Annotated in this window: 15 protein-coding genes; 6 read left to right on the top strand and 9 right to left on the bottom strand. The window is 39.4% G+C overall.

Annotated elements, in window-relative coordinates; genetic code table 11:
• Positions 1-68 precede the first annotated feature (68 nt).
• Positions 69-1,163, bottom strand: a complete 1,095-nt coding sequence (locus tag JYB62_RS17270; RefSeq protein ID WP_205646601.1) for a hypothetical protein — start codon at positions 1,161-1,163, stop codon at positions 69-71.
• A 370-nt stretch (positions 1,164-1,533) separates the two neighbouring features.
• On the opposite strand from JYB62_RS17270, the gene JYB62_RS17265 reads away from it, so the two are divergent.
• Together JYB62_RS17265 and JYB62_RS17260 are read left to right on the top strand one after the other, a co-directional pair.
• On the top strand, positions 1,534-3,543 hold the full coding sequence (locus JYB62_RS17265; RefSeq protein WP_205646600.1) for an alpha-ketoacid dehydrogenase subunit alpha/beta: 2,010 nt from the start codon (positions 1,534-1,536) through the stop codon (positions 3,541-3,543).
• A 66-nt stretch (positions 3,544-3,609) separates the two neighbouring features.
• The gene (locus JYB62_RS17260; RefSeq protein WP_205646599.1) at positions 3,610-4,947 is read left to right on the top strand and encodes a DUF5723 family protein; all 1,338 of its coding nucleotides are present in this window, start codon (positions 3,610-3,612) and stop codon (positions 4,945-4,947) included.
• 68 nt (positions 4,948-5,015) lie between these two features.
• Here JYB62_RS17260 and JYB62_RS17255 read toward each other — a convergent pair whose 3' ends face one another.
• A complete protein-coding gene (locus JYB62_RS17255; RefSeq protein ID WP_205646598.1) occupies positions 5,016-6,176 on the bottom strand; it encodes a glycoside hydrolase family 5 protein in 1,161 nt (386 codons plus the stop codon).
• 124 nt (positions 6,177-6,300) lie between these two features.
• Between JYB62_RS17255 and JYB62_RS17250 the strand changes: the two genes are divergently transcribed.
• Positions 6,301-6,996 (top strand): porin family protein, encoded by a 696-nt coding sequence (locus tag JYB62_RS17250; protein ID WP_205646597.1) that lies wholly within the window; start codon positions 6,301-6,303, stop codon positions 6,994-6,996.
• A gap of 57 nt (positions 6,997-7,053) precedes the next feature.
• Here JYB62_RS17250 and JYB62_RS17245 read toward each other — a convergent pair whose 3' ends face one another.
• Positions 7,054-8,244 (bottom strand): hypothetical protein, encoded by a 1,191-nt coding sequence (locus JYB62_RS17245; protein ID WP_205646596.1) that lies wholly within the window; start codon positions 8,242-8,244, stop codon positions 7,054-7,056.
• A gap of 223 nt (positions 8,245-8,467) precedes the next feature.
• Between JYB62_RS17245 and JYB62_RS17240 the strand changes: the two genes are divergently transcribed.
• Positions 8,468-9,637, top strand: coding sequence for an exo-beta-N-acetylmuramidase NamZ family protein (locus JYB62_RS17240; RefSeq protein WP_317194684.1), 1,170 nt, complete (start codon positions 8,468-8,470; stop codon positions 9,635-9,637).
• A 20-nt stretch (positions 9,638-9,657) separates the two neighbouring features.
• Here the strand turns inward: JYB62_RS17240 and JYB62_RS17235 are convergent, their stop codons facing one another.
• From JYB62_RS17235 to JYB62_RS17220, 4 genes are read right to left on the bottom strand one after another with little or no spacing between them, the layout of a single operon-like run.
• Positions 9,658-12,855 carry an efflux RND transporter permease subunit gene (locus JYB62_RS17235; protein ID WP_205646595.1) on the bottom strand — a complete coding sequence of 1,066 codons (3,198 nt, stop codon included), beginning with the start codon at positions 12,853-12,855 and terminating at the stop codon, positions 9,658-9,660.
• The gene (locus JYB62_RS17230) at positions 12,852-15,899 is read right to left on the bottom strand and encodes an efflux RND transporter permease subunit (RefSeq protein ID WP_205646594.1); all 3,048 of its coding nucleotides are present in this window, start codon (positions 15,897-15,899) and stop codon (positions 12,852-12,854) included. Before JYB62_RS17230 ends, JYB62_RS17235 begins: the two co-directional genes overlap by 4 nt.
• Before the next feature lie 3 nt (positions 15,900-15,902).
• Positions 15,903-16,973 (bottom strand): efflux RND transporter periplasmic adaptor subunit, encoded by a 1,071-nt coding sequence (locus tag JYB62_RS17225; protein WP_205646593.1) that lies wholly within the window; start codon positions 16,971-16,973, stop codon positions 15,903-15,905.
• A gap of 58 nt (positions 16,974-17,031) precedes the next feature.
• Entirely contained in the window at positions 17,032-17,565 is a 534-nt protein-coding gene (locus JYB62_RS17220) for a septal ring lytic transglycosylase RlpA family protein (RefSeq protein ID WP_205646592.1), read from the bottom strand.
• A 107-nt stretch (positions 17,566-17,672) separates the two neighbouring features.
• Here JYB62_RS17220 and JYB62_RS17215 point away from each other — a divergent pair, with 107 nt between their 5' ends.
• Together JYB62_RS17215 and JYB62_RS17210 are read left to right on the top strand one after the other, a co-directional pair.
• Complete coding sequence (locus JYB62_RS17215) at positions 17,673-18,902, top strand: metallophosphoesterase family protein (RefSeq protein ID WP_205646591.1); 1,230 nt, start codon at positions 17,673-17,675, stop codon at positions 18,900-18,902.
• On the top strand, positions 18,899-21,931 hold the full coding sequence (locus JYB62_RS17210; protein WP_205646590.1) for an AAA family ATPase: 3,033 nt from the start codon (positions 18,899-18,901) through the stop codon (positions 21,929-21,931). Before JYB62_RS17215 ends, JYB62_RS17210 begins: the two co-directional genes overlap by 4 nt.
• Before the next feature lie 43 nt (positions 21,932-21,974).
• On the opposite strand, the gene JYB62_RS17205 is transcribed toward JYB62_RS17210, so the two are convergent.
• Together JYB62_RS17205 and JYB62_RS17200 are read right to left on the bottom strand one after the other, a co-directional pair.
• On the bottom strand, positions 21,975-22,586 hold the full coding sequence (locus JYB62_RS17205; RefSeq protein WP_205646589.1) for an alpha/beta hydrolase: 612 nt from the start codon (positions 22,584-22,586) through the stop codon (positions 21,975-21,977).
• Positions 22,579-23,529: a ring-cleaving dioxygenase gene (locus tag JYB62_RS17200; RefSeq protein WP_205646588.1), complete on the bottom strand. Its 951-nt coding sequence runs from the start codon at positions 23,527-23,529 to the stop codon at positions 22,579-22,581. Before JYB62_RS17200 ends, JYB62_RS17205 begins: the two co-directional genes overlap by 8 nt.
• Positions 23,530-23,588 lie beyond the last annotated feature (59 nt).

Raw genomic sequence — 23,588 nt, 5'->3', positions numbered from 1 at the left:
CAAATTATATAAATTTAAAAATCTATATTCCTTTCATTAGTGGCCGAGCATAGTGATTTTAAATTCATTCAATACCCCGTAATCTCTTTGAGTAGCTCAAAAAATCCTTTTTTCCGTTCGGAGTTGATTCCCCAATCAACGGGAACACTTTGGTATCCTGCCTCAAAACCCTCCTCTTTCATTCGATAATCAAAGAATCCCCAAGAAGCATATGCAGCTATAGCGGCGGTAAAGTTGTTCAACTCCTGATCGAATTCAAAATGATCATCTTCATTGTATACAATAGGCTGATTGGCAAATCCCTCTACCTTTCTTGTTGCTTCCACTTGGGCTGTAATATTTTTAGGATCTTTCACCCCATTCCCATGAAGCAAAATAAAATCAGCAGATTGTACCACATTTTCTTTGGGCACCGTACCTCCTCCATAACTGGTACTCACTAGCAGTCGCCGACCCTTCCACCTCTTATTTTTTACCAACTCAATCAATTCATGAACTCGGTCAGGTTGGAGGATCTCATGATCATACCTGACATTGCATTCATTATTGACTTCAATTAATACATTTTGATAGCCTTTTTTCAATATCCAGTCCACCGCATTTTCTACCGCATGAATTACAGCTTGTTCATCCTGGAGGCCTTCATCCTGACCAAAGTAAAACAATCCTACAATGGGTGCCATTCCTAACTCATCTGCCCGATCCAATATTTTTTCCAATCGTTTGAAATAGGCATCTCGTAATTCCCCTTTTTCAGTAAATGCAGAATTGATCCAGGGTTGATTTTGTGAATACCCAAATGGACTTCCTCCCTGTAGATTGATGGTAAAGGAAAGCAGGCCATAGGATTTCCAAACTGCCATCTGATCTAGAAACTCTTGGGTATTTCTATCCGGGTCCCAAGTTTGAGTATCTGGATACTCCCAGTTTTTAACTGTTTCTGGATTGAGGTCATCAAATATCCCTTGAACCATTCTTGAATTCATCAATAAGCCTTCAATTTTGTTTCCTTTCCAAACTCTTCCTTGATAGGTGGGCTGATCATTAATGAAAAATTGATTTCCTTTTATTTCCACCTTCGTATTCCTTGTTGACTGAGTAAAAGAACTTACTGAAAAAAAGGACAAAAAAACGATACTTAATAGGGTTAGATTGGGTCTCATGGATTTAAGATAACTCAATAGTTTTATGTCCACAAAAATCCTATGGAACAAGATTTATCCCCATGTTATCTAAAATTACTTTATTCTTCACCTCAATTCCAGTGATTTACCCAAAAATCAAGCTCATCACTGATCCAATATTATCCATAAATTACGTGCTTAACTTTTTGATAAAAGAACCTTAACGCATCATTTCGTAGTAGGAGAAATCCATTCCCTAATTTTGAAACATACAGCAAACACTTTTTAACTCCTTGCATTTATTTTTTACGCCCCGAATAATTTTCGGGGCATTTTTTATGCAATTGACTGAAAAGAAACTTTGGGGAATTCCTAGCATCCTGTACCTTAGATAGGAAATCCAATAACCATGGAAACAGCAACCAATCAAGCTTCTTACCTGACTTTTGACAGGAAAAACTATTCGGACGAATTTCTTATTTCACTCTATGAATCCTTAATTAAACCTAGGAGAATTGAAGAAAAAATGCTCATTCTTCTTCGCCAGGGAAAAATCTCAAAGTGGTTTAGCGGCTGGGGACAAGAAGCCATTTCCATAGGAGCTGTTCATGCACTTGATTCGCAAGAATTCATTTTACCCATGCACCGAAACTTAGGGATTTTTACTGGAAGAAACATCCCTCTAGAGAGGCTATTCGCCCAGTTTCAAGGGAAGCTTTCCGGATATACCAAAGGACGTGACCGCTCCTTTCATTTTGGAAGCTTGGACCATCACATCGTAGGAATGATCTCTCATTTAGGTCCTCAAATGGCAATTGCTGACGGAATTGCTTTGGCCCATAAACTCTCGAAAGAACAGAAAGTCACCCTTGTATTTACAGGAGATGGAGCAAGTTCGGAAGGTGATTTTCATGAAGGCTTGAATGTAGCTGCAGTTTGGAAGCTCCCTGTCATCTTCTTGGTTGAACACAATGGGTATGGATTATCAACGCCCAGTGAAGAGCAATTTGCCTTTAAGAATTTTACAGACAAAGGGCCTGGTTATGGAATGGAAGCCGTTCGGATCCATGGAAATAATGTTTTGGAAGTTTATGACACCATCCAGACTCTTGCGGAAGACATTCGACAAAACCCAAGACCAGTTTTGGTAGAAGCGATTACTTTCCGGATGCGAGGGCATGAAGAAGCCTCTGGGACCAAGTATGTACCCTCTCAACTCATGGAAGACTGGGGCAAATTGGATCCTGTAGAAAATTACGAGAAGTATCTTGAGGAAATTGGAATCCTAACTGACAAAGTCAAAGATCACATCAACAAAAAAGTAAAAAAGGAGATCAATGATGCGCTAGAAATTGCCTTTGCAGAATCTCCTATTTCCCCTTCCTTAGAATTTGAATTACAGGATGTTTATGCCCCCTTTACTCAAGAAGTGGTAAATCCTAAGAAAGAGGCTCCCACCTCCGAAAAAAGATTGGTGGATGCAATCAGTGACGGCCTTCGCGAATCCATGAAAAAATTTCCAAACCTAATCTTGATGGGTCAGGATATAGGAGAGTATGGAGGGGTTTTCAAAATCACAGATGGTTTTAAAAAAGAATTTGGTGCTGAACGTGTCAGAAACACTCCCCTTTGTGAAAGTGCAATTATAGGAGCAGGTCTAGGGCTATCTATAAACGGATATAAAGCCATGGTAGAAATGCAGTTTGCGGACTTCGTTTCAGTTGGATTTAATCAAATTGTCAACAACTTGGCAAAAATACATTATCGCTGGGGCCAACATGCCGACGTGGTGGTTAGAATGCCTACTGGGGCCGGAATGGCGGCAGGGCCATTTCATAGCCAATCCAATGAAGCATGGTTTTTTCATACGCCAGGCCTAAAGATCGTCTACCCTTCCAACCCATTTGATGCCAAAGGCCTATTAAATGCAGCTTTAGAGGATCCTAATCCCTATTTATATTTTGAGCATAAAGGACTTTACCGATCCATCAGCGAACTCATACCTAACGAGTACTATACCGTAGAAATAGGAAAAGCAAACCTCATAAAAGAGGGGAATCAAGTTTCTATCATCACGTATGGCATGGGAGTACATTGGGCCTCAGAAGCCGTTTCTGAACTGGAAATAGATGCAGATATTTTAGACCTCAGAACACTTTTACCTTGGGATAAAGAAGCCGTGAAAGAGACTGTAAAAAAGTCGGGAAAAGTAATCTTTTTGCAGGAAGATTGTTTGACGGGAGGTATTGGGGCAGAGATCTGTGCATGGATTTCTGAACATTGTTTTACCTACTTAGATGCCCCGGTCATGCGGGAAGGAAGCTTGGATACACCTGTTCCATTTGCCCCCAATCTTGAAAAACAGTTTTTACCTGTGAAAAGATTTAGAAAAAAACTAACTTCTTTAATTGAATATTGAGAGTTTGCATTGAAAGCTTTATCAAATCACTATTTCTCAGGATATTGTAAACCAGACTTATTTACAATGGAAAAAAGATTTCTCCTCTTTATTTATTCATTCCTTTTTATTGGCGTTTCTCATACAGTTTATTCCCAATCATTTTTAGGGGGACAAATCGATAATCGGGAAGGAATTCATTCCATTACCATGAACCCAGCAAACACGGCTGGTACCAAAATGAAAGTAGATATAAATATTCTTTCTGTCAGCACCTATGTAGGAAGCGATTATTTAAATATCAATTGGAGGGAACTATCTGCCATAAAAGAATGGCTAAATTTCAGTGACTTAGGTTTTGATCCAAAATTTGAAACAACTCCAAACAAGCACAATAATTTTTTTGGGAACTTGGATATATTAGGACCATCTGTTCTTTTTAATATCGATGAATCCAATAGCGTTGCTTTAACCACCAGAGTAAGGTCTTTCTTTAATCTCCATAATATAGGAGGTGAACTATATAAATTAACTACCGAAGGCACTTATGATGAAAACTTCAATTTTGACATGAAAGATGCGAACGGTATTATCCATGCGTGGGGGGAAATTGGAGGCTCCTATTCAAGAATAGTACTCAATAAAAATCGCTCTCTTGTAAAAGTAGGAGTTACTTTAAAATACCTATTTGGAGCAGGAGGAATTTATGGTTACAGCGGAGAAATTGGAGCCAATTATTTGGCAGGATTACAGGCCCTAACTACCTCTGGGAACTTAAATTTTGGATATACTACCAATGGAAGAGATAACGATGTAAGCTTCTCTAACATTAGTTCCGGTCTCGGTGGAGATCTCGGAATTGTTTATGAGTACCACCCCGATCAAATGGTAGACAAAAACACTTCCTATAGATTTAAGCTAGGAGCCTCACTGACTGATATCGGAGCAATTAAGTATAGTAAATCCTCGCAATATTTATACTTATTGGATGGAACCATTGACTTTTCAAAAGTCTCGGGTTCTGGGATTATAGAACTAATTGAAGATAATTTTGAAGGGTCCGAAATTGGTAATACAGTAAAAATAGGATTACCCACTGCCTTACAAGTTTATGGGGATTTTGTATTAAGTCAAAAATTTCATTTAAGTGCGCAAGGAGCCATTTCGCTGAGAACAAATAATTTCGCTCCCTTAAGTCAGATAACAAACACCTTTTTGTTGACTCCCAGATTTGAAAGCAAATGGTTTAGTTTATTTAGTCCAGTTGGTATAAGAAAATATGATTCAGCAATCAACTGGGGACTAGGGTTTAGAGTAGGCCCATTTATTATGGGATCAGGAAGCATACTTACAAACCTACTGAGGAAATATAACAACAGCATTGATATCTATGGTGGAGTAAAAATCCCTATTTACAATAAATAAAAATCACTAAAACGTTTTCAATTGATCGGCAAACCCTAGATAATTAGCCTGCTCCTATCTTATTTTATTCAAATTTGAGATCTCAATAACTCAAGAAACTTCCTATCCAACTTTTCTCCATACCAATCTTCATACTCCACATCTTCCCTTCCGGAATTCAGCACACCAAAAGCGCCTGAAAACTCCCAAATCCCAAAACCAACCCTATTTTCACCTAATACGGTCAACACATCTCCAAACCAACTGAGGAAAACATCGTGCGGAGTTTTGTTATAGCCTCCACATTCCCCACAATGAATACCTATTCCCTGTTCGATCAATGCTATCCAAGGCGCATAGTATTCTCGAATTGAGTCGATCGTCCAGACCCTATCTCCTTGACTCAATGGCCAATTTACCGGAGGAAGATTTTCCGGATCCTTATACACCCAACTTGCTTTGTAATGAGAGATAGGAAAAGGATGATATCCCCGGCAACTTTGTGCAAGATCTAAATCCCCAAGTTCTGGCACGGCAATTCCTCCTCCCCCATTCCCGTCTGCGATCACTAACCGTGATCCTTTTACAGATTTTATAGTAGCTAAAGCTGCTTTAGCCACTTTATGATAATCTTCCACATTAACGGGACCACCAGGACTATGTTGATCATTGGGATCTTCACGTTGAAATGGCTCGTTGACCAAGTCAAAACTTAACTTCTTTTTGGAAATCCCGCGATACCGTTTAGCCCACATTTCCCAATGTGCGCAAAATGCATCCAATGCATCTTGATCCTTCCAGAGATTAAAAGGCTCCTCAAACCCTGCATTGATGCAAAACCCTGGTGCTCGATGAAGATTCAAACTGACATGCAATCCATGATCAAAGCAACGCTCAACTAATTCGTCCACCCTTTCCAAGCGGCTTTCATCAAAATTCAAAACTTCATCCGGGCGAATTGCTCTGCTCCTATCAATGGACAAATAGCTAGGGTAAGAAATCGGAATCCGTACAAAATCAAAACCCCAATCTGCAATCCATTGAATATATTCTGGTTTGGTAGGCCTTCCACGATCAGGATGATCAGAAAAGAAGTCCAAAAGGTTAAATCCTTTCCATGCTGGCAGTTTATTTTTTGGTTTGGTCTTTTCTTCTATTGCCTGCATAGGGACTCCTCCCATTAAACCAATACCAGAACCCATGACCATGGATTTTTTTAAGAAGTCTCTTCGGGAATCTGAGCTAAACATACCTTGAATTGTTATTGGAAACTTAAGATACTAAAGTCCTTTCAAGTACTAGTCAAATAAAAAACCCTAATAAGTATTTTGAATAACTTAAACAAACAGACTTCTATGTTTCGTATTAACCCATATGCGAAAAACATTACTTATCCTCTTCTTTTTAATTAGTAGTACAAGTTTAAAAGCTCAATTTTTCATAGGTGGAATTCATTTCAATAATGGTTTCCCCACTTCAAAACTGAAGTCAGAGGTTGAGCGAGTGGTGTTTCCTACTATTTCAGGTATTGTCCTATATGAGTTTTATAATCAGCCTTTCCAAATAGGCTTCGAATTGGGATATGGTATTTATGGCTCCAAACTGGAAAAAAGAGATGATCTATATCCTGGTTTTAATGATGAGTTTAGGCTAAGGAGAAATAATAATTATTTATCAGGTATGACAGTATTCCGATTTCTCCCCTCCACAAGCAGCAAACTTACCCCTTACCTAGAAATACAAGTCGGCGCAAACTACCTTTACTCCAGGTTCAAAATCCGCCCTTCTCTTTTTGAGGAAAAAGTAGAAGTAGGAAAGGATATGGAAGATTGGGGACTTGGTTACAAAGTAGGTGGAGGGCTTCTTATTCCGATTCCTGGCTCGGAATTTATAAAACTTGACCTAAGAATCAATTATCAGGATGGGGAATCCATGAGGTTTCTTACCAAAAGAGATACAGAATATATCCCAACAAAAGGAAATGGTGAATTTGAATACCATCCTCGCTATAGTCCCCTTCAGCTCATCAATGCCTCAATAGGGATCGTAGTATATGATGCTTTCCGGTAATGGATGGGGGGGGGTTAAGATTATTTTTAACCTTGCTTTGGTTAGAAGTTCTTCCTTCTATTTTTCTACAACCTTCATTTTATAAAATAAATTGTAATCTCGCTCAATTTCTCCATCTGCCGCTTTGACGAGCACAGTTCCATCGGGAAGGCCCAAATTGATCGTTCCTTCTTGAGGGTCCTCATTGATCACACCTACCTGTTTCCCATCTTTGATTAAGATATACTTTGAATTTCTAAACAATTCTAAAGCCTCCTTAAACTCAGGATCACTATAATAATTTTCACCTGCTTTAGCTTTAATCCCATTCAAAACATCTTCTGGAATTGCTGTATTGAAAGATACCAACTGGTATTCTCCCAAATTTCTAACATTATCAAATCCAGGATAGGTCAAGTCATCTTGGTCCGCATTAATTTCTGCATCTTCACGCGCTGGATGAATCAATTCAATGCTATTTTGAAATTCCAATCCACTAGGACTTACTTTAAAAAAACTCAATTGATTGCCTTTAGTGGGAAGTACGAAGGCTGATTGGGTTTTGGGATCCGAGGCTATATTAGGTAAACTGTTCCCTACCCATATTTTTTCCTGTCTTGGCCTCCAATCCTCTGTAAAAAGATTAATTCTTTGAATTGAGTCTTGATTCAAATTTAAGAGAAACCCCGTATTGGCTCTTTCATAAAAGGCGGCTCCAATTTTATTTCCGCTAATCTTACCGGCATCATAGGCGTTGATTTCTTCTCCTAGTAAATAAGGCTCTCCATTTATGGTAAGCGCGTCAAAAGTTTGCTTATAAAAGTTGATTACTAACGCATTAATTCCTACAGCAGCACCAGTATGAACTTTTACTTTTTGAAAATCAAAGTCATATTGATGAAAATCCATCGTTGGTGAAAATTCCTTAAAAATATAGCCGCTTGCACCTAGAAATTGTCCCTCTGTGAAAGCCCCTACTTGATTCGGGCCTTCTCCCCCCAAATCCACGGTTTGAAGAATTTCTCCCTTCGAATCGACCACATATACTTTCCCTTCACTCAGTTTTTTTAGCAAGAAACGATCACTTTCCTGATCATAATCCAAAGCAACTAAAACTTCCAATGCATCAACCAAAACAGAATCCACTACCTCAAACCGAAATTCACGAAGGTAATTATCTTCCCTGACCGTTTCTTCCTCAGAGGACTCCGAACAAGAAAAAAATAGAAAAAGGAAAACATAATGCAGAATGGTAAATCGATTATTCATATTTAAAACTGTAAAGAAGCATGTACCGGTTAGTCTCAAAAAAATGAAAATATAGGACATCCTAATGAATTAATTTTTCAGGAAAATAAAATTCCCTGAACAAACCTGATCATTTGTCATTATTTTGAATTTTCATTTTAATACAACTTCCTTGAACACTACCTATCATTTCGATCGTCAAGCTTCTGCCCTTTCATTCATCTCTTGGGCCTCTACCTTTTTAATTTTTTTAACCCTATTACCATTAGCTTCAAAAGGGCAATCTCAAGCAATCAAAACCGGAGCAGAACAGACAGATCTATATGTCCCATATTTAAAAGGAAAAAGAGTGGCGATCATGGCGAATCAAACGGCCATTATTGGAAAAACCCACTTGGTCGATAGCTTGCTGAGCCTGGGGGTGGAAGTGGTGAAGGTATTCGGACCGGAACATGGATTTAGAGGGAATGTCAGTGCTGGAGCAAAGGTGAGTGATGAAATAGATCAGAAAACTGGTATTCCCATAATTTCTCTCTATGGCAAGAAAAACAAACCTTCCAAAGAGGATATGGCCGATGTGGATATCATGATCTATGATTTACAAGATGTGGGAGTAAGATTCTACACCAATATCAATGCACTTTCCCGATTAATGGAGGCTTGTTCAGAAAATGGTAAGGAGCTCATGATTTTGGATCGACCGAACCCCAATGCCTATCTTATTGACGGTCCTATCTTAGATATGAAGTATAAGTCAGGAATTGGCATGTTCCCTATTCCTATGTCTCATGGGTTGACCGTGGCCGAATTTGCTCAAATGGCCAACGGGGAAAACTGGCTAACCAATGGTGTTCAATGCAAATTAAAAATCATCAAGGTTGCCAATTATAATCATGACATGGAATATACTCTTCCCGTGCCACCTTCGCCGAATTTGAATACCCAACAAGCCGTACTTTTATATCCTTCTACCTGTATGTTTGAAGGAGTTTACCTGAATCATGGAAGAGGAACGTATTTTCCTTTTACTGTATTAGGTAGCCCGGAATTAAAAGGGATTTATGAATTTTCCTACACCCCTACCGGTATCAAAGGAATGGCTGAAACCCCCTTATTCATGGATCAAGTGTGCTATGGGATTGATTTAAGGAATGTAGATACAGATGAATTAAGGAAAAGGGGGCAAATCAACTTAACCTGGATCATGGAGCTCTATAAAAACCATCCGCATAAAGAGAAATTCTTTGATTCCAGCCTCAGCAATCAAATGGGCACCATAGAAAAATTAATTGGTTCAGGCCTTTTTCGTCAACAGATTATTTCAGGTGCTTCTGAAGAAGAGATTAGAGCCAGTTGGGAACCGGGTTTAAGTAACTATAAAAAAATGAGAAAAAGCTATTTGTTATATCCTTAATGAAGGCTTTTTTGCTTTGCTTATTTCCTCTTCCAGAATTTTCCAATTTTAAACTTTACCCTTTTCTTTTTGGGCTGTGCTTCTACTTCATCCGAAGCAATTTTCTTGCTATTTCGAATGGGTATGGACCGTTTCCAAAGCAATACTGGTAGTACCCAAAACACACCCAACATACTAAATGTAAGTCCACCAATTGTCCCTATAGCCAATGAGAACCAGAAGATCTCATTCTGCCCTTCAATGACAAATGGAATCAAACCGAAACAAGTGGACAATACAGTCAATAAGATCGGAATGGCTTTTCCCGCCACAGACTTCAACACATTTCTATTATAAAGTCCCTTTTGCCGGTTGTTTAAATCATTAATCACAAAGATCCCAGCATTTACAGCCAGTCCGCCCAGCATCACAAAGGCGGCATATCCCCCTTGATCAAAATAGAAATCGAAGAGAGAAAATATTAAAAACAACCCTATAAAACTGATCGGTATGATTACAATGATGTAAATAGGTTGTTTCAGATTTTCAAATAGCACTGAGCAAATCATAAAGATTCCGATAATCAAAAAGCCCAAAAGGCTATACTTTCGCTTTTCACTTTCAAAACTGAAGTATCGGCTATCCTTTTTAGCTTCATAACCAATAGGCATGACTTTTTTCATTTCCTCAAGCACCTCCTCCAAATACTCATCCCCAAATTTGTAGGAGCCCATGTATTCAAAGGAAACAATTCGAACATACTGTCTATCCACTTTATTCAAAGCGCTGGTCGTGGTTTCTTTTTCAAGGGTTCCAAAGTCTGATATTTTTAAAATTTTATCTTCTCCACTAATCAATCCTTTATTCTCCAAATCGAATCGGCTAAAGGAAGGTGATTCTTTTTCCCTTACCAAGAGGGGATAATTTTTATTCTCTATGGTAAGAAGTCCATTTGCTCCCTGGGGTTTAGAAAGCTCTTGTAGCGCATTGATTATTTCATATTGATTAGTACCTCCCAAGGCAATTTGGTTCTGATCTAGGCGAAGGACAAACTCTTCCGTTTTCTGTTCAAAATAACGTCGTTCATTGGTATTAACTTCTTGTATTCGCTTATGAGCAAGTAATTTCCCCGCCAATACATTCGCTTGCCGCTCCAATTCATCAAAATTATAGCCTTTCATCTCCACCGTAAAAGAAGGAATTTGCTCTCCACCAGGTCCTGTATAAAATCCTTGACCGACACCGGATATCTGCCAACTTGCTCCACTCCAATCAGTGGACTTCACGGTTAACTTCCCTTTTAGCTGGTAAGGAAGTGCTCCGTTCTCATAGGCTTCTTTAAATGTTATTTGAATATTGGCTCTTTGTCCCGACTGTACTGAAGTCACAAACTTATCGATTCCTTCTACCCCTTTGAGGTAGGTTTCGAATTCCCTCATGATAAAATCCATTTGCTCCAGCGTGTTCCCAAATGGGAGTCTAGCAGAAACATACAATCTGGTTTTTACAGGTTCCCGATAACTTGATTTCTCATAAGTACCCCGAACAAACATTCGAAGCGAACCTCCTAATGCTTTATCTACGTAAGGCCTAATTTCTTCCTGATAGAAGTTGTTACCTATCGTCTTATTATACCATTCATGATCATCCCATTTGGCAGGGAGAAAAAAGATGGGCGTTCCAAATAACAAAATGATCCCGAAAATAAAGGTCTTTCGATAATTGGCTGTCCAAGCAATTCCTGATTGGTACCAGCGAAGATATTTTACTCTATTCCTCAATTTTGGGATAGTTAATCTTCTTCCTTCTTTGACCTTTTCCTTGAAAAGAAGCTGATAAAATGCCGGAGTAAAAAATAAAGCAATCAGTAAGGAAATTCCCAACATTACTGAAACAGCTATTGAAAATTCAGTGAGGTTATTCCTGTCTTCTTCGGGTAAAAAGAAAACGATCATCAAGGCCAAAATGGTGGTTAAAGATGCTGCCAGTAAGGCTAAAAAGACTTTTCGATTCCTATGCTTGTGCAAATGATCAATCATAATGATCGCATTATCCACGATCAGTCCAAAGCTAATGGTCAGTCCTGCAATTGTATACAAATGAATATCCACATTCAAAAAGTAAAGGATCATCGCAGACAAACTGATATTAGCTACAATCCCCACGAATAAGATGGACAAGTACTTGAGATTTCTGTTGATCAAAAAAATGAAGATGATCAATATCAAGATGGATAGACCTGATCTTTTGTAGATTTTGTTGAGCTCTTTTTCCAGATATTCGGTGTCGTCGGTTTCCAGCCTGACCTCAAAACCTGGAGGCAATAAGGTCTGGGCATCTTCAAGGGATTTCTTTAGGTTTTGAGCCAAGAGCACCTTATTCACTCCTTCCCGACTGGTAATAGATAGGGTTACTGAATTATTCCCATTAATCCGGTAATAACTCATGGGTTCGGATTCCTCTAAAGTCAATTTCGCAACATCTCTTAAGTAAACATCTTTTCCATCTACCTGATGCACTCGGAGATTTTCTAACTGATCTAAATCCTTTAGAGATCTGTCTACTTGTACGAATAAAGTTTCCCCTTTGGAGTTGATGACTGATCCTGGATAATTTCTTCCAAAGGCCTGGTTAATTGAATTCCTTAATTGACTTCCTGAAATTCCATAGGCCTGCAATTTTTGGATATTAAAAGTAATATAGACTTGCAAATCATTCGCTCCACTGACCGTCACTTCCTCCACCTCTTCAAATTTGGTCAAAGCCGGCTTCAATACATCCTCTGCTATTTTCTTGATTTCAAAAGAAGCAAATGGACCATTGACACTGTAAGTTAATATGGGGGATTTCTCCTCATCTCTTTGTTCTCCACTTTGATATACCAATGGGTATCCCACCAAAGGATCCAGTTGGGGATACACCTGTCGGATGATGGATGACACCTCAAACTTCTTCATTTCCATATCGGATTTTTTATCAAAATCCAATTGGATAAACCCTGAGTTATAGTTGGAGACAGAAGTGATTTTCTTTAATTCAGAGAGCCTGGAAAGTGCTCCTTCCAAAGGGGAAGTTCCTAATTTCTCTACTATTTCCGGAGGTGCATTTTGGACACTAAATCGTACGGATAAAACAGGAGCCCTCTCTCTGGGAACCAAATCCACAGATAATAAAGGCACCACGGCAAAGCCCATGATGGAAAGCAACACAAATACGATGATGATCCTAAATGGGGTCATGCGTTTACCATTTTCTTCTTTTTAGGCACAAAAAACCAATAAGCCAAAGGCACAAAATATAGGGCAGTAATAGTTCCGATAGTCAAGCCTCCGATTACTGCCAAAACCAATGGTCTTTGTAAATCGGCTCCCAAACCACTGCTAAATACAATAGGGATCAAAGCCAGAATCGTCGTAATCGAAGTCATCATAATCGGTTTCAACCTGATCTGTCCTGCCTCATGCAAGGCTTTTTCCAGACTTTCCTCTTCCGTTAAGGAATCATCCGCATGATAATTTGCTCGAAGCCTATTAATGGTATCAATCTTTAAAATGGCATCATTGACCATAATTCCCAACATCACCACTAAGCCTATGGCGGACATAACATTCAGCGAGCCTCCAAAAACCCAAAGCACAAAAAACGCTCCCCCTATGCCTAAAGGCAACGTAAATACCACGATAAGTGGTTGAATAAAGCTTTCAAATTGTGCTGCCAAAATAAAATACAGTAGCAACACAGAAATCAACAATATGGATATCAACTGGATAAGGTTTTCTCTATCCTTAAAATACTGGCCAGCCATTTCAATACTCAAGTTCTTTTCCACTCCCCATTGGAAAATCGAACTTTGAAGCCGTTCGGGATTAGCTCCATTTAAATACACAGACTGGTAAATCCCTCCTTTGTCTGCAGTTACATATTTATAATGATCCTCGTATTCATATTCTATGAACTCTCCTAAGGTATAGGAAGCACTGTCAGATGCTGAAATTCTCGTCGTTCTAAGCAAGTCCTCAAATCGTGCATTGGGCTCTTTAAGTTTAATAGGAGTGATTTCACCAAATCGTTTGATATCTGTGATAGTGTAACTCCCAAAAAGCTTGGAAATTTGATCCTGGACAGAACTCACTGGAATCTGATAGATAGCTAACTTATCTGCACTAAGTGTAAACACGACAGAGGATTCTTTTTGCAAACCTGGACCTCTTTCCCAATTATCTGTTGGAAACTGACTGAGCCATGGATCCATCTGCTTTTCTTCTACCGGCTTTTTTGATGCAAGATCTTTCCATCGTACCTCATAATAGGGTAGACTTGAATTAAAAAGCTGATCAAAGGCGTTGGGAGCATCCCCCAAGGTAAAGGTAGCTGCCGGATAGTTTTCTTTAAGAAAAGTCCTCAAAGACTCCATTTGATTGGACTTGGATTCCTGATCGGGAAATAAGAAATAAAGAAATGCTTGTTGGATAGAGTTTTCCCCATCAAATAACAAAAACTGACGAACGCCGATATCTGACTCCACCTGTTCATACTTCCCATTGAGTTGCTTAACCATGGTTAATACTCGATCTCTGTTCTCTATGGCGGAAATGGGTTCATTCCAATCTACATCCAGTGTTGCATCCAATTTTTCAATTTCAGGCAAACCTTCAGTTTCTAACATCTGACTGATTCCCAATCCAAGGGGGATCAATATGGCAAAAAACAGAAATGCCAATTTTCGGTTTTTTGTAATCCGACGATACCCCGATTCATAGACTTTTAAAACCCCACGGAAGAAAGGTCCTTCTTCTTTATCCATCGCTTTCTTGCTCCTACCGAACAAAAGAAGGTAGAGCATGGGCAACAGAATGAATGCAACTGCCAAGGATACCGAAAGAATCGCTGTAACCGCTACCGCCTGGTCAAAAAACAGGGCTCCAGAAATTCCACTTAGAAATACCAAGGGAACAAATACCGCCAATGTGGTCATCACCGAACTGATCAAGGCTCCCATCACTTCATTTACACCCTCCACACAGGCGTCAAAAATCGACAATCCAGCATCTCTTTTTCTAGTAATGTTATCAAGCACGATGATGGCATTATCAATCAACATCCCAATTCCAAGTGCAAGTCCGGACAATGAAATGATATTGATGGAAAGGTCAAAAAAGTAGAATACTAAAAAGCTAATGACCAAGGAAGAGGGCAAACTCACTCCGATAATCAGCGGCAATCGATAATCCTTCATAAATAAAAACAATACCGCAAATGCAAATATCCCCCCAAAAAGCAAACTGGTTTCCAAATTGGATATAGCTGCATTGAGAAGATTAGATTGATCTTGAGTCAGCTCAAAATTTACCTGAGGATAATCCGTTCTAAAAAGCTCCAATGCAGCTTTCAATTCCGGCATTAGTTCATTCATCTTGGCGGAAGCCTGTTTATGAACTGTAATGACCAATCCCTCCTGCTCCCCATATAAATGGTAGCCCAGCATTTCTTTGGTTTCATACTTCACTTCTGCCAATTTCCCTAAAGGGATAATGGCTCCAGAGGGCGCTCTTACTGGTAATTGTTCAATATCTGAAGGTGAATTCACACGGGTGGCTAGCCGTAAATAGTACCTAAACTGCCCATCTTTTACTGAAATCCCACTGAGATCTGAATTTCCAGAACTAATCGCTTGGGTTAAATTTTCCTGAGTCAATCCCAAAGAGTTTAACACATCGGCATTCGGGGCAACAGTGATGATCCGCTCCTTCTTGCCATTGATATCCACCAAAGAAACCCCAGGCAATTGCTCGATCCGCTTTTTGAGCACATTTTCGGAAAGAAGGCTAACTTCCACTTCATCTATCCCTTCTTTTGGGATGACTTGTACCCGAGCCACAGGAATATCTGAGGTATTGATCCGAATCACCTCTGGTCGTCCCAAATCCTGGGGAAAACTATTGGTCAGGCGATCAATCTTCTCATTGACATCAATGTAAGCCAATTCCATTCGAGTGCTATAATCAAACGTCAACCGAATTGTTCCCACTTCTGAACCCGCTTTGGAGTCCATATCTTCCAAGCCATTTAAAGTCACCATCCCCTCTCGGATAGGGCGAAGAACATTTTGTTCGATGGCCTCTGGAGATGCATTGGGATAATTCACTTTGACCACGATTTGTGGCACATCTATCGGCGGTAATAAAGAAATAGGAAGAAGGCGTAAGGCAATGATCGAAAACACGATCAAAGCCATAAAAGTCATAAAAACAGCAATAGGCCTGGCCAATAAAAATCTTACCATGGCTTAATCTTTTACAATTTGGACAGGTGCTTGATGTGCCAGCTGTAAATTATTTGAGGTGATCACCGTGCTATTGGGCTCCAACCCTTCTAAAATTTCTACTTCCTCTCCATTGTCTTTCCCTACTTCCACATAGTTCCATTTGGATTCTTCATTTTCAATAGAGAAAACTACGGCCCTTCCAGACCTATAAACCAACGCATCTTTGGGTACTACCAAGCTATTATTTTGAGGGGCCCGTATGATTGCCCGGGCATTCATTCCGGGTAATAAATTTGCGGTGGAGTTGATCGCGACAGAAACTTGAACCAATCCATTTTCATCCACTTTTGGATTGATTCCTATCACTCTGCCTTCTATGGTATTTTGTGAATTAGAGATAGAATATACTTCCGCTTTTTGATTAGGGCTGATTAGAGAAATATCTGATTCCAGGACTTTAACTTTTAAAATCATTTGCTTGGTACCCAAAATCTCGCATAGTTCCTGATTGGCACCGACCAAGCTTCCTTCTTTGAATTTTAGATCCGCTATCTTCCCTGAAATTGGTGCTTTCAATTCACATCGAGCTCTATTCAACATGGCTTCTTTCAATTCAACTTCTGCCATAAATAGACCGCTCTTTGCTTTCAACTGTTCATCAATTGCATTTATTTGTGCTTCGTCACCGGAATTAAAAATAGTCTCATAGCCCAATTTCATGGACTCATATTCAGCGTTGGCGTTACGAAGGGAAATTTCGGCTTTATCCAATCTCAACTGAGCTTCAGTAGGATCCAAACGGGCGATCACATCTCCCTTTTCAACTGACTGGCCTTCTGTCACATTTAATTCGATCAAAAAACCAGCTTGTTCGATCACAGCTGTTACCTGGCTTGCAGCTTCTAATTTACCAATGGCATTGATGAGGTAATCAAAGCTTTTCACTTCCGCTTTTGCCACACGGACCTCTGTGGCCGCAACTTCATTTCTGAAAGATTCTGTGGGAGCTTCTTCGACTTTTTCTTCGTCGTTTTTACATGAAAAAAATGAAAGAGCTAAAAAACCTAGGAGAATGCATCTAAACTTTATCATGGAGCTGAATAATTTCAAATTTAATAAACTAAGAAATGATTCAATCTCAAAGATTTTTTCACAAGGGGCTGTTAATAAATGTCAATTCTGGGAGTTTTAACCAATCTGGACTTGGCTTAGTATAATTTATTGCAAAGGCAATACGCCGAAGGCGAATACTTGGAGGCTTCTCTTCTCCATAATAATCGATCAAGGCCTCAATCACCTTGGGCTCAACCACTTCTAATTTCACCAACGTAATCCCATCATGAATCATATCCAATTCTCGCGCCGCTGCCCGTGAAAGATCGATAATCCTCTTGGAGTATTTAGGAAGCCGGTCATTTACTTTCACCCATACCGAAGTTCCCGTATCTACTCGGGTCACTTTCAATACCGTCCCAAAGGGCAATGTTTTATGAGCAGCAGTAAGACTATCCATATGAAAAATCTCCCCATTGGAAGTCTTTCTAAGATGAAATCGTTTGCCATAAAAGCTAGCCACCCCCTCTTGAATCAGGAGAGAATCTCCTTGGGTAGAAGCTTCTGATAAAGAAACAGCCAAGAGACCAAAAACCAGGAACATCCACTTTCTTAGGTAGTCAAATTTCATCGAAAAGTGCTAGTCAATAAAAATGCCAATTGCTGTCATTGATTTTATTTAGTTTGCAAGCAGCACTACATAAGATTAACTTAGTTTTTTTCTTTTTCCAATCATCCATGATCAAAATCTTACATACAGCCGATTGGCATCTAGGCAAAAGACTTCAGGAGTTCTCTAGAATTGATGAACAGAAGCTTGTTTTGGAAGAAATTATCCAGATCGCAGATCAGGAACATGTAGACTTGGTACTCTTAGCTGGGGATATCTTCGACACCTTTAACCCCAACCATGAAGCAGTTGAATTACTCTATAAAACTCTTCGAAAACTTTCTAAAAACGGAGATAGACCTGTCATTGCCATTTCCGGAAATCATGACAGCACCCAATTTGTAGAAGCGCCAGATCCTTTGGCAAGAGAACTAGGTATCCTGTTTTACTCCAGATATGACAGCATTATCCCTACAAGTAAATTAGATTCCGGAATTGAAATCACCCAGTCCACTTCAGGCTTTCTGGAGTTAAAGCTACCTAAATTTGAATTTCCAATCCGGCTTGTTTTGGCTCCTTATGCCAATGAGTCTTTATTAAAAACATATTTGGGAGAAGGGGACAGAGAGGAGGAATTCAGGCAAATCCTTGAAAATAAATGGCAGGACATTGCAAATTCCTATTGTGATGAAATGGGGGTAAACCTATTTGTCGGTCATTTCTTTTTTATGAAGGAAGGCGAAAAACCCGAAGCCGAACCAGAATCAGAAAGACCCATCCTTCATGTAGGTGGTACTCAGGCACTATATACCAAAAACATCCCCACACAGATTCAATATGCAGCCTTGGGACATCTGCACCGCTATCATGCTATAAGCAAAGATCCAACACCAGTCGTTTATGCCAGTTCACCATTAGCCTATTCCTTTAGTGAGGCTGATCAGGAAAAGAAAGTGGTGATTTTGGAAGCGGTGCCCAACCAGCAGGTTCAATACAAAGCGATTGGGCTGACCCAAGGACGACCTTTGTATAGAAAGACATTTGAAAATCTACCAGACACCATTTCTTGGCTGGAGGCAAATCCTTATTGTTTTGTAGAAATCACCTATGTCACCGAGCACTCCATCGATGCAGCAACCAGAAAAGCCATTATGAAGGCACACGATGGAATCGTCAACCTGATTCCCCAAATCAAAAATCCATTAGGGCAAGAGAATTATAGCCTGAAAGTAGAAGATCTGGGAAAAGACATGAGTAGTTTATTCCAACTTTTTTATCAAAGTGAAAAAGGACAGGAACCTAATGGGGAATTGATGGAGATTTTTAGAGAAGTAATAAGCCAAAACAACGAATTATGATCCCCATTAAACTGGAAATACAAGGGCTTTACTCCTACAAAGAAAAGCAAACCATTGAGTTTGATCAGCTGACAGCAGCGGGACTATTTGGGATTTTTGGTGCGGTTGGTAGTGGCAAATCCTCTATTTTGGAAGCCATCCTCTTGGCTCTTTATGGAAGTACTGAAAGGCTTTCAGATCGAGGGGAGAAAAACTCCATGCTCAATCTTCAAAGTGAGACCTTGTTGATCAATTTTGAATTTCAGTCCGGAAAGAACAATACCCAAAGCTATTTAGGAAGGTATTCAGCTAAAAGAAACCCCAAAAGATTCGAGGAAGTAAAACCTGCCGAGCATACGTTTTATGAAAAAGTAGCAGGAAGCTGGGAGCCGATTTCAAAACGAGCCGAGGAAATCATCGGCATGAAAAAAGAGCATTTCAAGCAAACGGTAATCATCCCCCAAGGGAAGTTTCGGGAATTTATAGACCTCACACCAGGCCCTAGAGCTGAAATGATGAAAGAGTTGTTTGGTTTAGAACGATTTGATCTTTCAGCTAAAACCGGATCACTGCTAAAAGTGGTCCGAGAAGAAAAAATCCGATTGGAAACCCAACTTTCTGGATTGGAGGGTTTTACCTCTGAAATTCTCAAAGAAAAATCATCCCTAAAGCAAACCCAGAAAAAAGAAGCGGATGAACTGACTCAAAAACTTCAACAGGAAGAAACTAAACTAAAACTAGAGGAGGTAATTCAACAAAAGGCGGTGCAACTCCAGCAGTTTGAAGAAACCTATCGGGAACTTTCACTTCGAAAACCTGAGATCGAGGAAAAGAGAAAATTACATAAGGAATTTATAACCGCGAAGACCTACATCAAACCCGTTTGGAATCAGATTCAGGATACCCAAAAGGAATTGGAGAAATACACCACCAGTGTCATCGATTGTGAACGATTTAAAACTCGCTACGAAGGAGAAATTGAGGAATTGGAGGAAGAAGAGGCCGAGCTGAAAAAGAAAAACCAAGAAAGACCTCAAAGGGAAGCCAAAATTAGAGACTTAAAAAAAGTATTGGAAATCAAACAGCTTCAGGATAGGCTGGAAGAGGCAAACCAAAAACTGGAAACCTTGAAACCAGAAATTGAAAGTAAGCGTGCATCCCAGGGTCAATTAGAATCCCAAATTTCCACATTGGAGAAACAAGCTGAAACACTGACCAGTCCGGAGGTAAGTGAGCTGGCCGAACTCCAGACGGCTTCAAGGGATTGGGCTTCTTGGAAAGAAGATAAAAAGAATCTAAGTCAAGATCGAGATCAATTAAAAGAGGAAATCACTTCCGTAGAAAACAACTTAAAGCAAATCCTCTCTCAAATACCTTCTTCTGAAAAAAATCTTGAGACTTGGCAAAAAAGTCAAAAGAAATTAATCCTGGAATTGGAAAGTCAGCGGGACAAGATTCTTCAAAAACAAGGATTGACTGCTCATGCCCATATGTTGGAAGATGGAAGTCCCTGTCCACTTTGCGGATCGCTGGAGCATCCATTCCCATTGAAATCCGAGACTGAAAAAGCAGAACTTAAACTTAAAAACGAGGAAATTAACCAAGAAAAAAACAAGCTGGAGATGATTCTCACATTGATCCAAAAGGAAAAAGAGAATCAAATCCATTTAGAAAACCACCAAAAAAACATTCAATTCAAAGAAGGCGAGCTTGAGAAACTCAATAAATCTTTGGAGGATATTCATCGTTTGATTTCAAATTATGGAATCCAAAACGAGACGGAATTAAAAGCCAAAGTAGACTCGATGGTCCAAGCAGGAAAGGCCAAGGAAAAAATGCTTTCTGAAATTAAATCTCATCGTCAATCTTGGAACGAAAAAAGAATAGAATTGGGCGAAATTGAAAAGGCTTTTCAATCGGCTCAACTCAATCAAAACACGGTTTTTTCAGCAATTTCTTCAAAGAAAGAAGAGATCAAAGATCCCACCTTTTGTAAGCCTTTCTTCAGTAAACAAGTGGAAGAAATTTATTCCACCATCGAAAAAGTTGAACAGGATATTGAGCGTGCACTCCAACTATTGGATGGAAAGCAAAAGACTCTTCGGGAAAAACGGGAAGCTCAAGCTTCCAATCTAAGTAGCCTAAAGAATTTTAAGCTGCTCAAAGAAGAAGCTGCTTCCAAACTGGAAAAACTCCTCAAAGAGTTTAAAAGGCTAAAAGAAAATCATGGTTTTCGGGATGATGAAGCATTGATTCGGTTATTTGAGCATTCATTGGATGCAGAAAAAGTAGATTTAGAAATTCGAAGTTTCGATCAGAAAATCGCAATTACAGAAGACCGAGTCAAAGAACTTAGGGCAGAAAAAGGGGTGCTTGAATTTGAAGAAGAAAGCTTCTTGAACTTGAAGAATTCTGTTCTAGAATTAAAATCCAAAGTAGAAGCTGCACAAAACAGCTTGTTGCTATTGTCGGAAGAAATTAAAACCATAGAGGCCCAACTCGAAAACAAGAAGTCCTTGTTAGAGACTTTTGGAAAATTAGAAAACCGGGAAAGCAACCTAAAAGAGTTAGAAAAATTATTCAAGGGCAGCGGTTTTGTGAAATTTGTCAGCTCTATTTATCTCAAGGAGCTTTGCAATACTGCCAATGTGAGATTCATGAAACTATGTAAAAACAGTATGAGTCTAGAAATAGATGATGACAATACATTTTGGGTGATTGATTACCTCAACGGCGGAAAAAGGAGACTACTTAAAACTCTTTCAGGTGGTCAGACCTTTCAGGCTTCCTTATGCTTGGCATTGGCATTGGCAGAAAAAGTAAAGGCCTTAAACCAAGCGGATCAAAGTTTCTTTTTCTTAGACGAAGGTTTTGGTGCATTGGATAGAAATGCATTACGGGTGGTTTTCGAAACCTTAAAATCCTTGCGGCATGAAAACAGAATCGTGGGGATTATTTCCCATGTGGAAGAATTGCAACAAGAAATTGGAGTTTATGCCCAAGTGGAACTGGATCCAGAAAACGGTTCGCAAGTAACCTATTCGTATTAAAAAAAAATCCCCGGCAGAGTCGGGGATTTTTTCCATAAGAAAATCACATTAAAATATTTTTATTGACCCATTCGATTTCTTCTTGACGAATTGTATGTTCTGGATCATCAAAGAGCAAGGTTTTAACATCTGCTCCCATTTTTGTCATGAATTCTGCCGATTCTTTTATTCGAGTAGCAGGAACATGAAAGTCTCGATCACTACTCCCAATAAAGATCGGGGTTCCTTGGAAATCACCTTTGTACTTTTCAGGAAGTAACTTCTCACCTATCAGGCCTCCGGTAAAGGCAATCACCCCTCCCAGCTTTTGGGCATTTCTGGATGCAAATTCCAGACTCAAACATGCACCTTGGGAAAAGCCTATCAAGTAAATATTCTCAGGTTTAATGCCTGCTGAAATTAACTGATCCCAGGAAAACTGCAAGGTAGAAATCGATTTTTCAAGAGCTGTCCTGTTCTGTAGGTCTGGAGCCATAAAACTATAAGGATACCAAGTATTTCCTTCAGCTTGCGGAGCCAACAAAGCAAAATCATCTAAGTTTAGGTAATTACTAAGCGACAATATACTTGACGCAGAGGCTCCTCTACCATGAATCAATATGGCAGCTTTTTGGGCTTTCCCTAATGGCAATCCTGCAGTTTTTACCTCAGGCATAATCCTCCGTTTTTAAAGTGACCGGGATTAAATTCTTCTCAATTTCTTTTCTTCTTGGCTCAGCCCATTCAGGTAATTTGATCAATTCTCCCAAATGTGCTTCATCCTCATCTATAGCGAAGCCAGGCTCATCTGTTGCTACTTCAAATAAAACTCCTCCTGGTTCTCTGAAATAAATGGAGTTGAAGTAATTTCTATCTTTCACCTCAGTCACCTGATATCCATTATCCATTAGAATTCTCTGAACTTCCAATTGGGTGGATTTATTCGCAGTTCTGAAAGCAATATGATGGACTGTTCCAGCACTTTGCATACCTCTGTGTCCATTAGGGTTTACCACGATATCTACAATATCTCCTGGTTTTCCTTCTGTTCCATATCGATATCGATCACCTTCTTGACCTATAAAATGGTAATCCATGTGATTGGTCAAAAGTTGTGCTGTCAATTCTTTGGATCGAAGATTTAACGTAGCTCCATAAAAGCCTTTAATACTATGTTCCAAAGGGATTTGGCCATAGGTCCATCCAGCTCTATCGTCTTGGTCATTAGCTATAAGCTCTATTCCCATGCTATCATGGTCTTCAAACCTGATCAATTCATGACCAAACCGGGTTAATTTATCAGAAACCGGAATCCCAAACTTTTTCAACCTTTCTATCCAATAATCTAAGGATCCTTTTGGAATTGAAAATGCAGTATAGGTCAATTCACCTGTTCCTTTTACTCCTTTTCTAGCTCCTGTAAAAGGAAAAGTAGTGAACACCGTACCAGGTTGTCCCAGTTCATCACCAAAATAGAAATGATATACATCAGGCGCATCAAAATTGATGGTCTTCTTCACCAATCTCAATCCTAAAATACCAGAGTAAAAATCAATATTGGCTTGAGGATTTCCAGCGATTGCTGTGATATGGTGTATTCCGCTGATTAATGGTTTCATGGTTTTATTGGGTATAGTTTATAAAATCAAGCTAAAAGGATAAACCCTTTTAGCTTGAT

It is taken from the genome of Algoriphagus lutimaris, from assembly GCF_017051705.1.
GTDB lineage: Bacteria > Bacteroidota > Bacteroidia > Cytophagales > Cyclobacteriaceae > Algoriphagus > Algoriphagus lutimaris.
The sequence above is the reverse complement of the archived record's forward strand: the minus strand, read 5'-3'. Positions and strand labels throughout refer to the sequence as shown.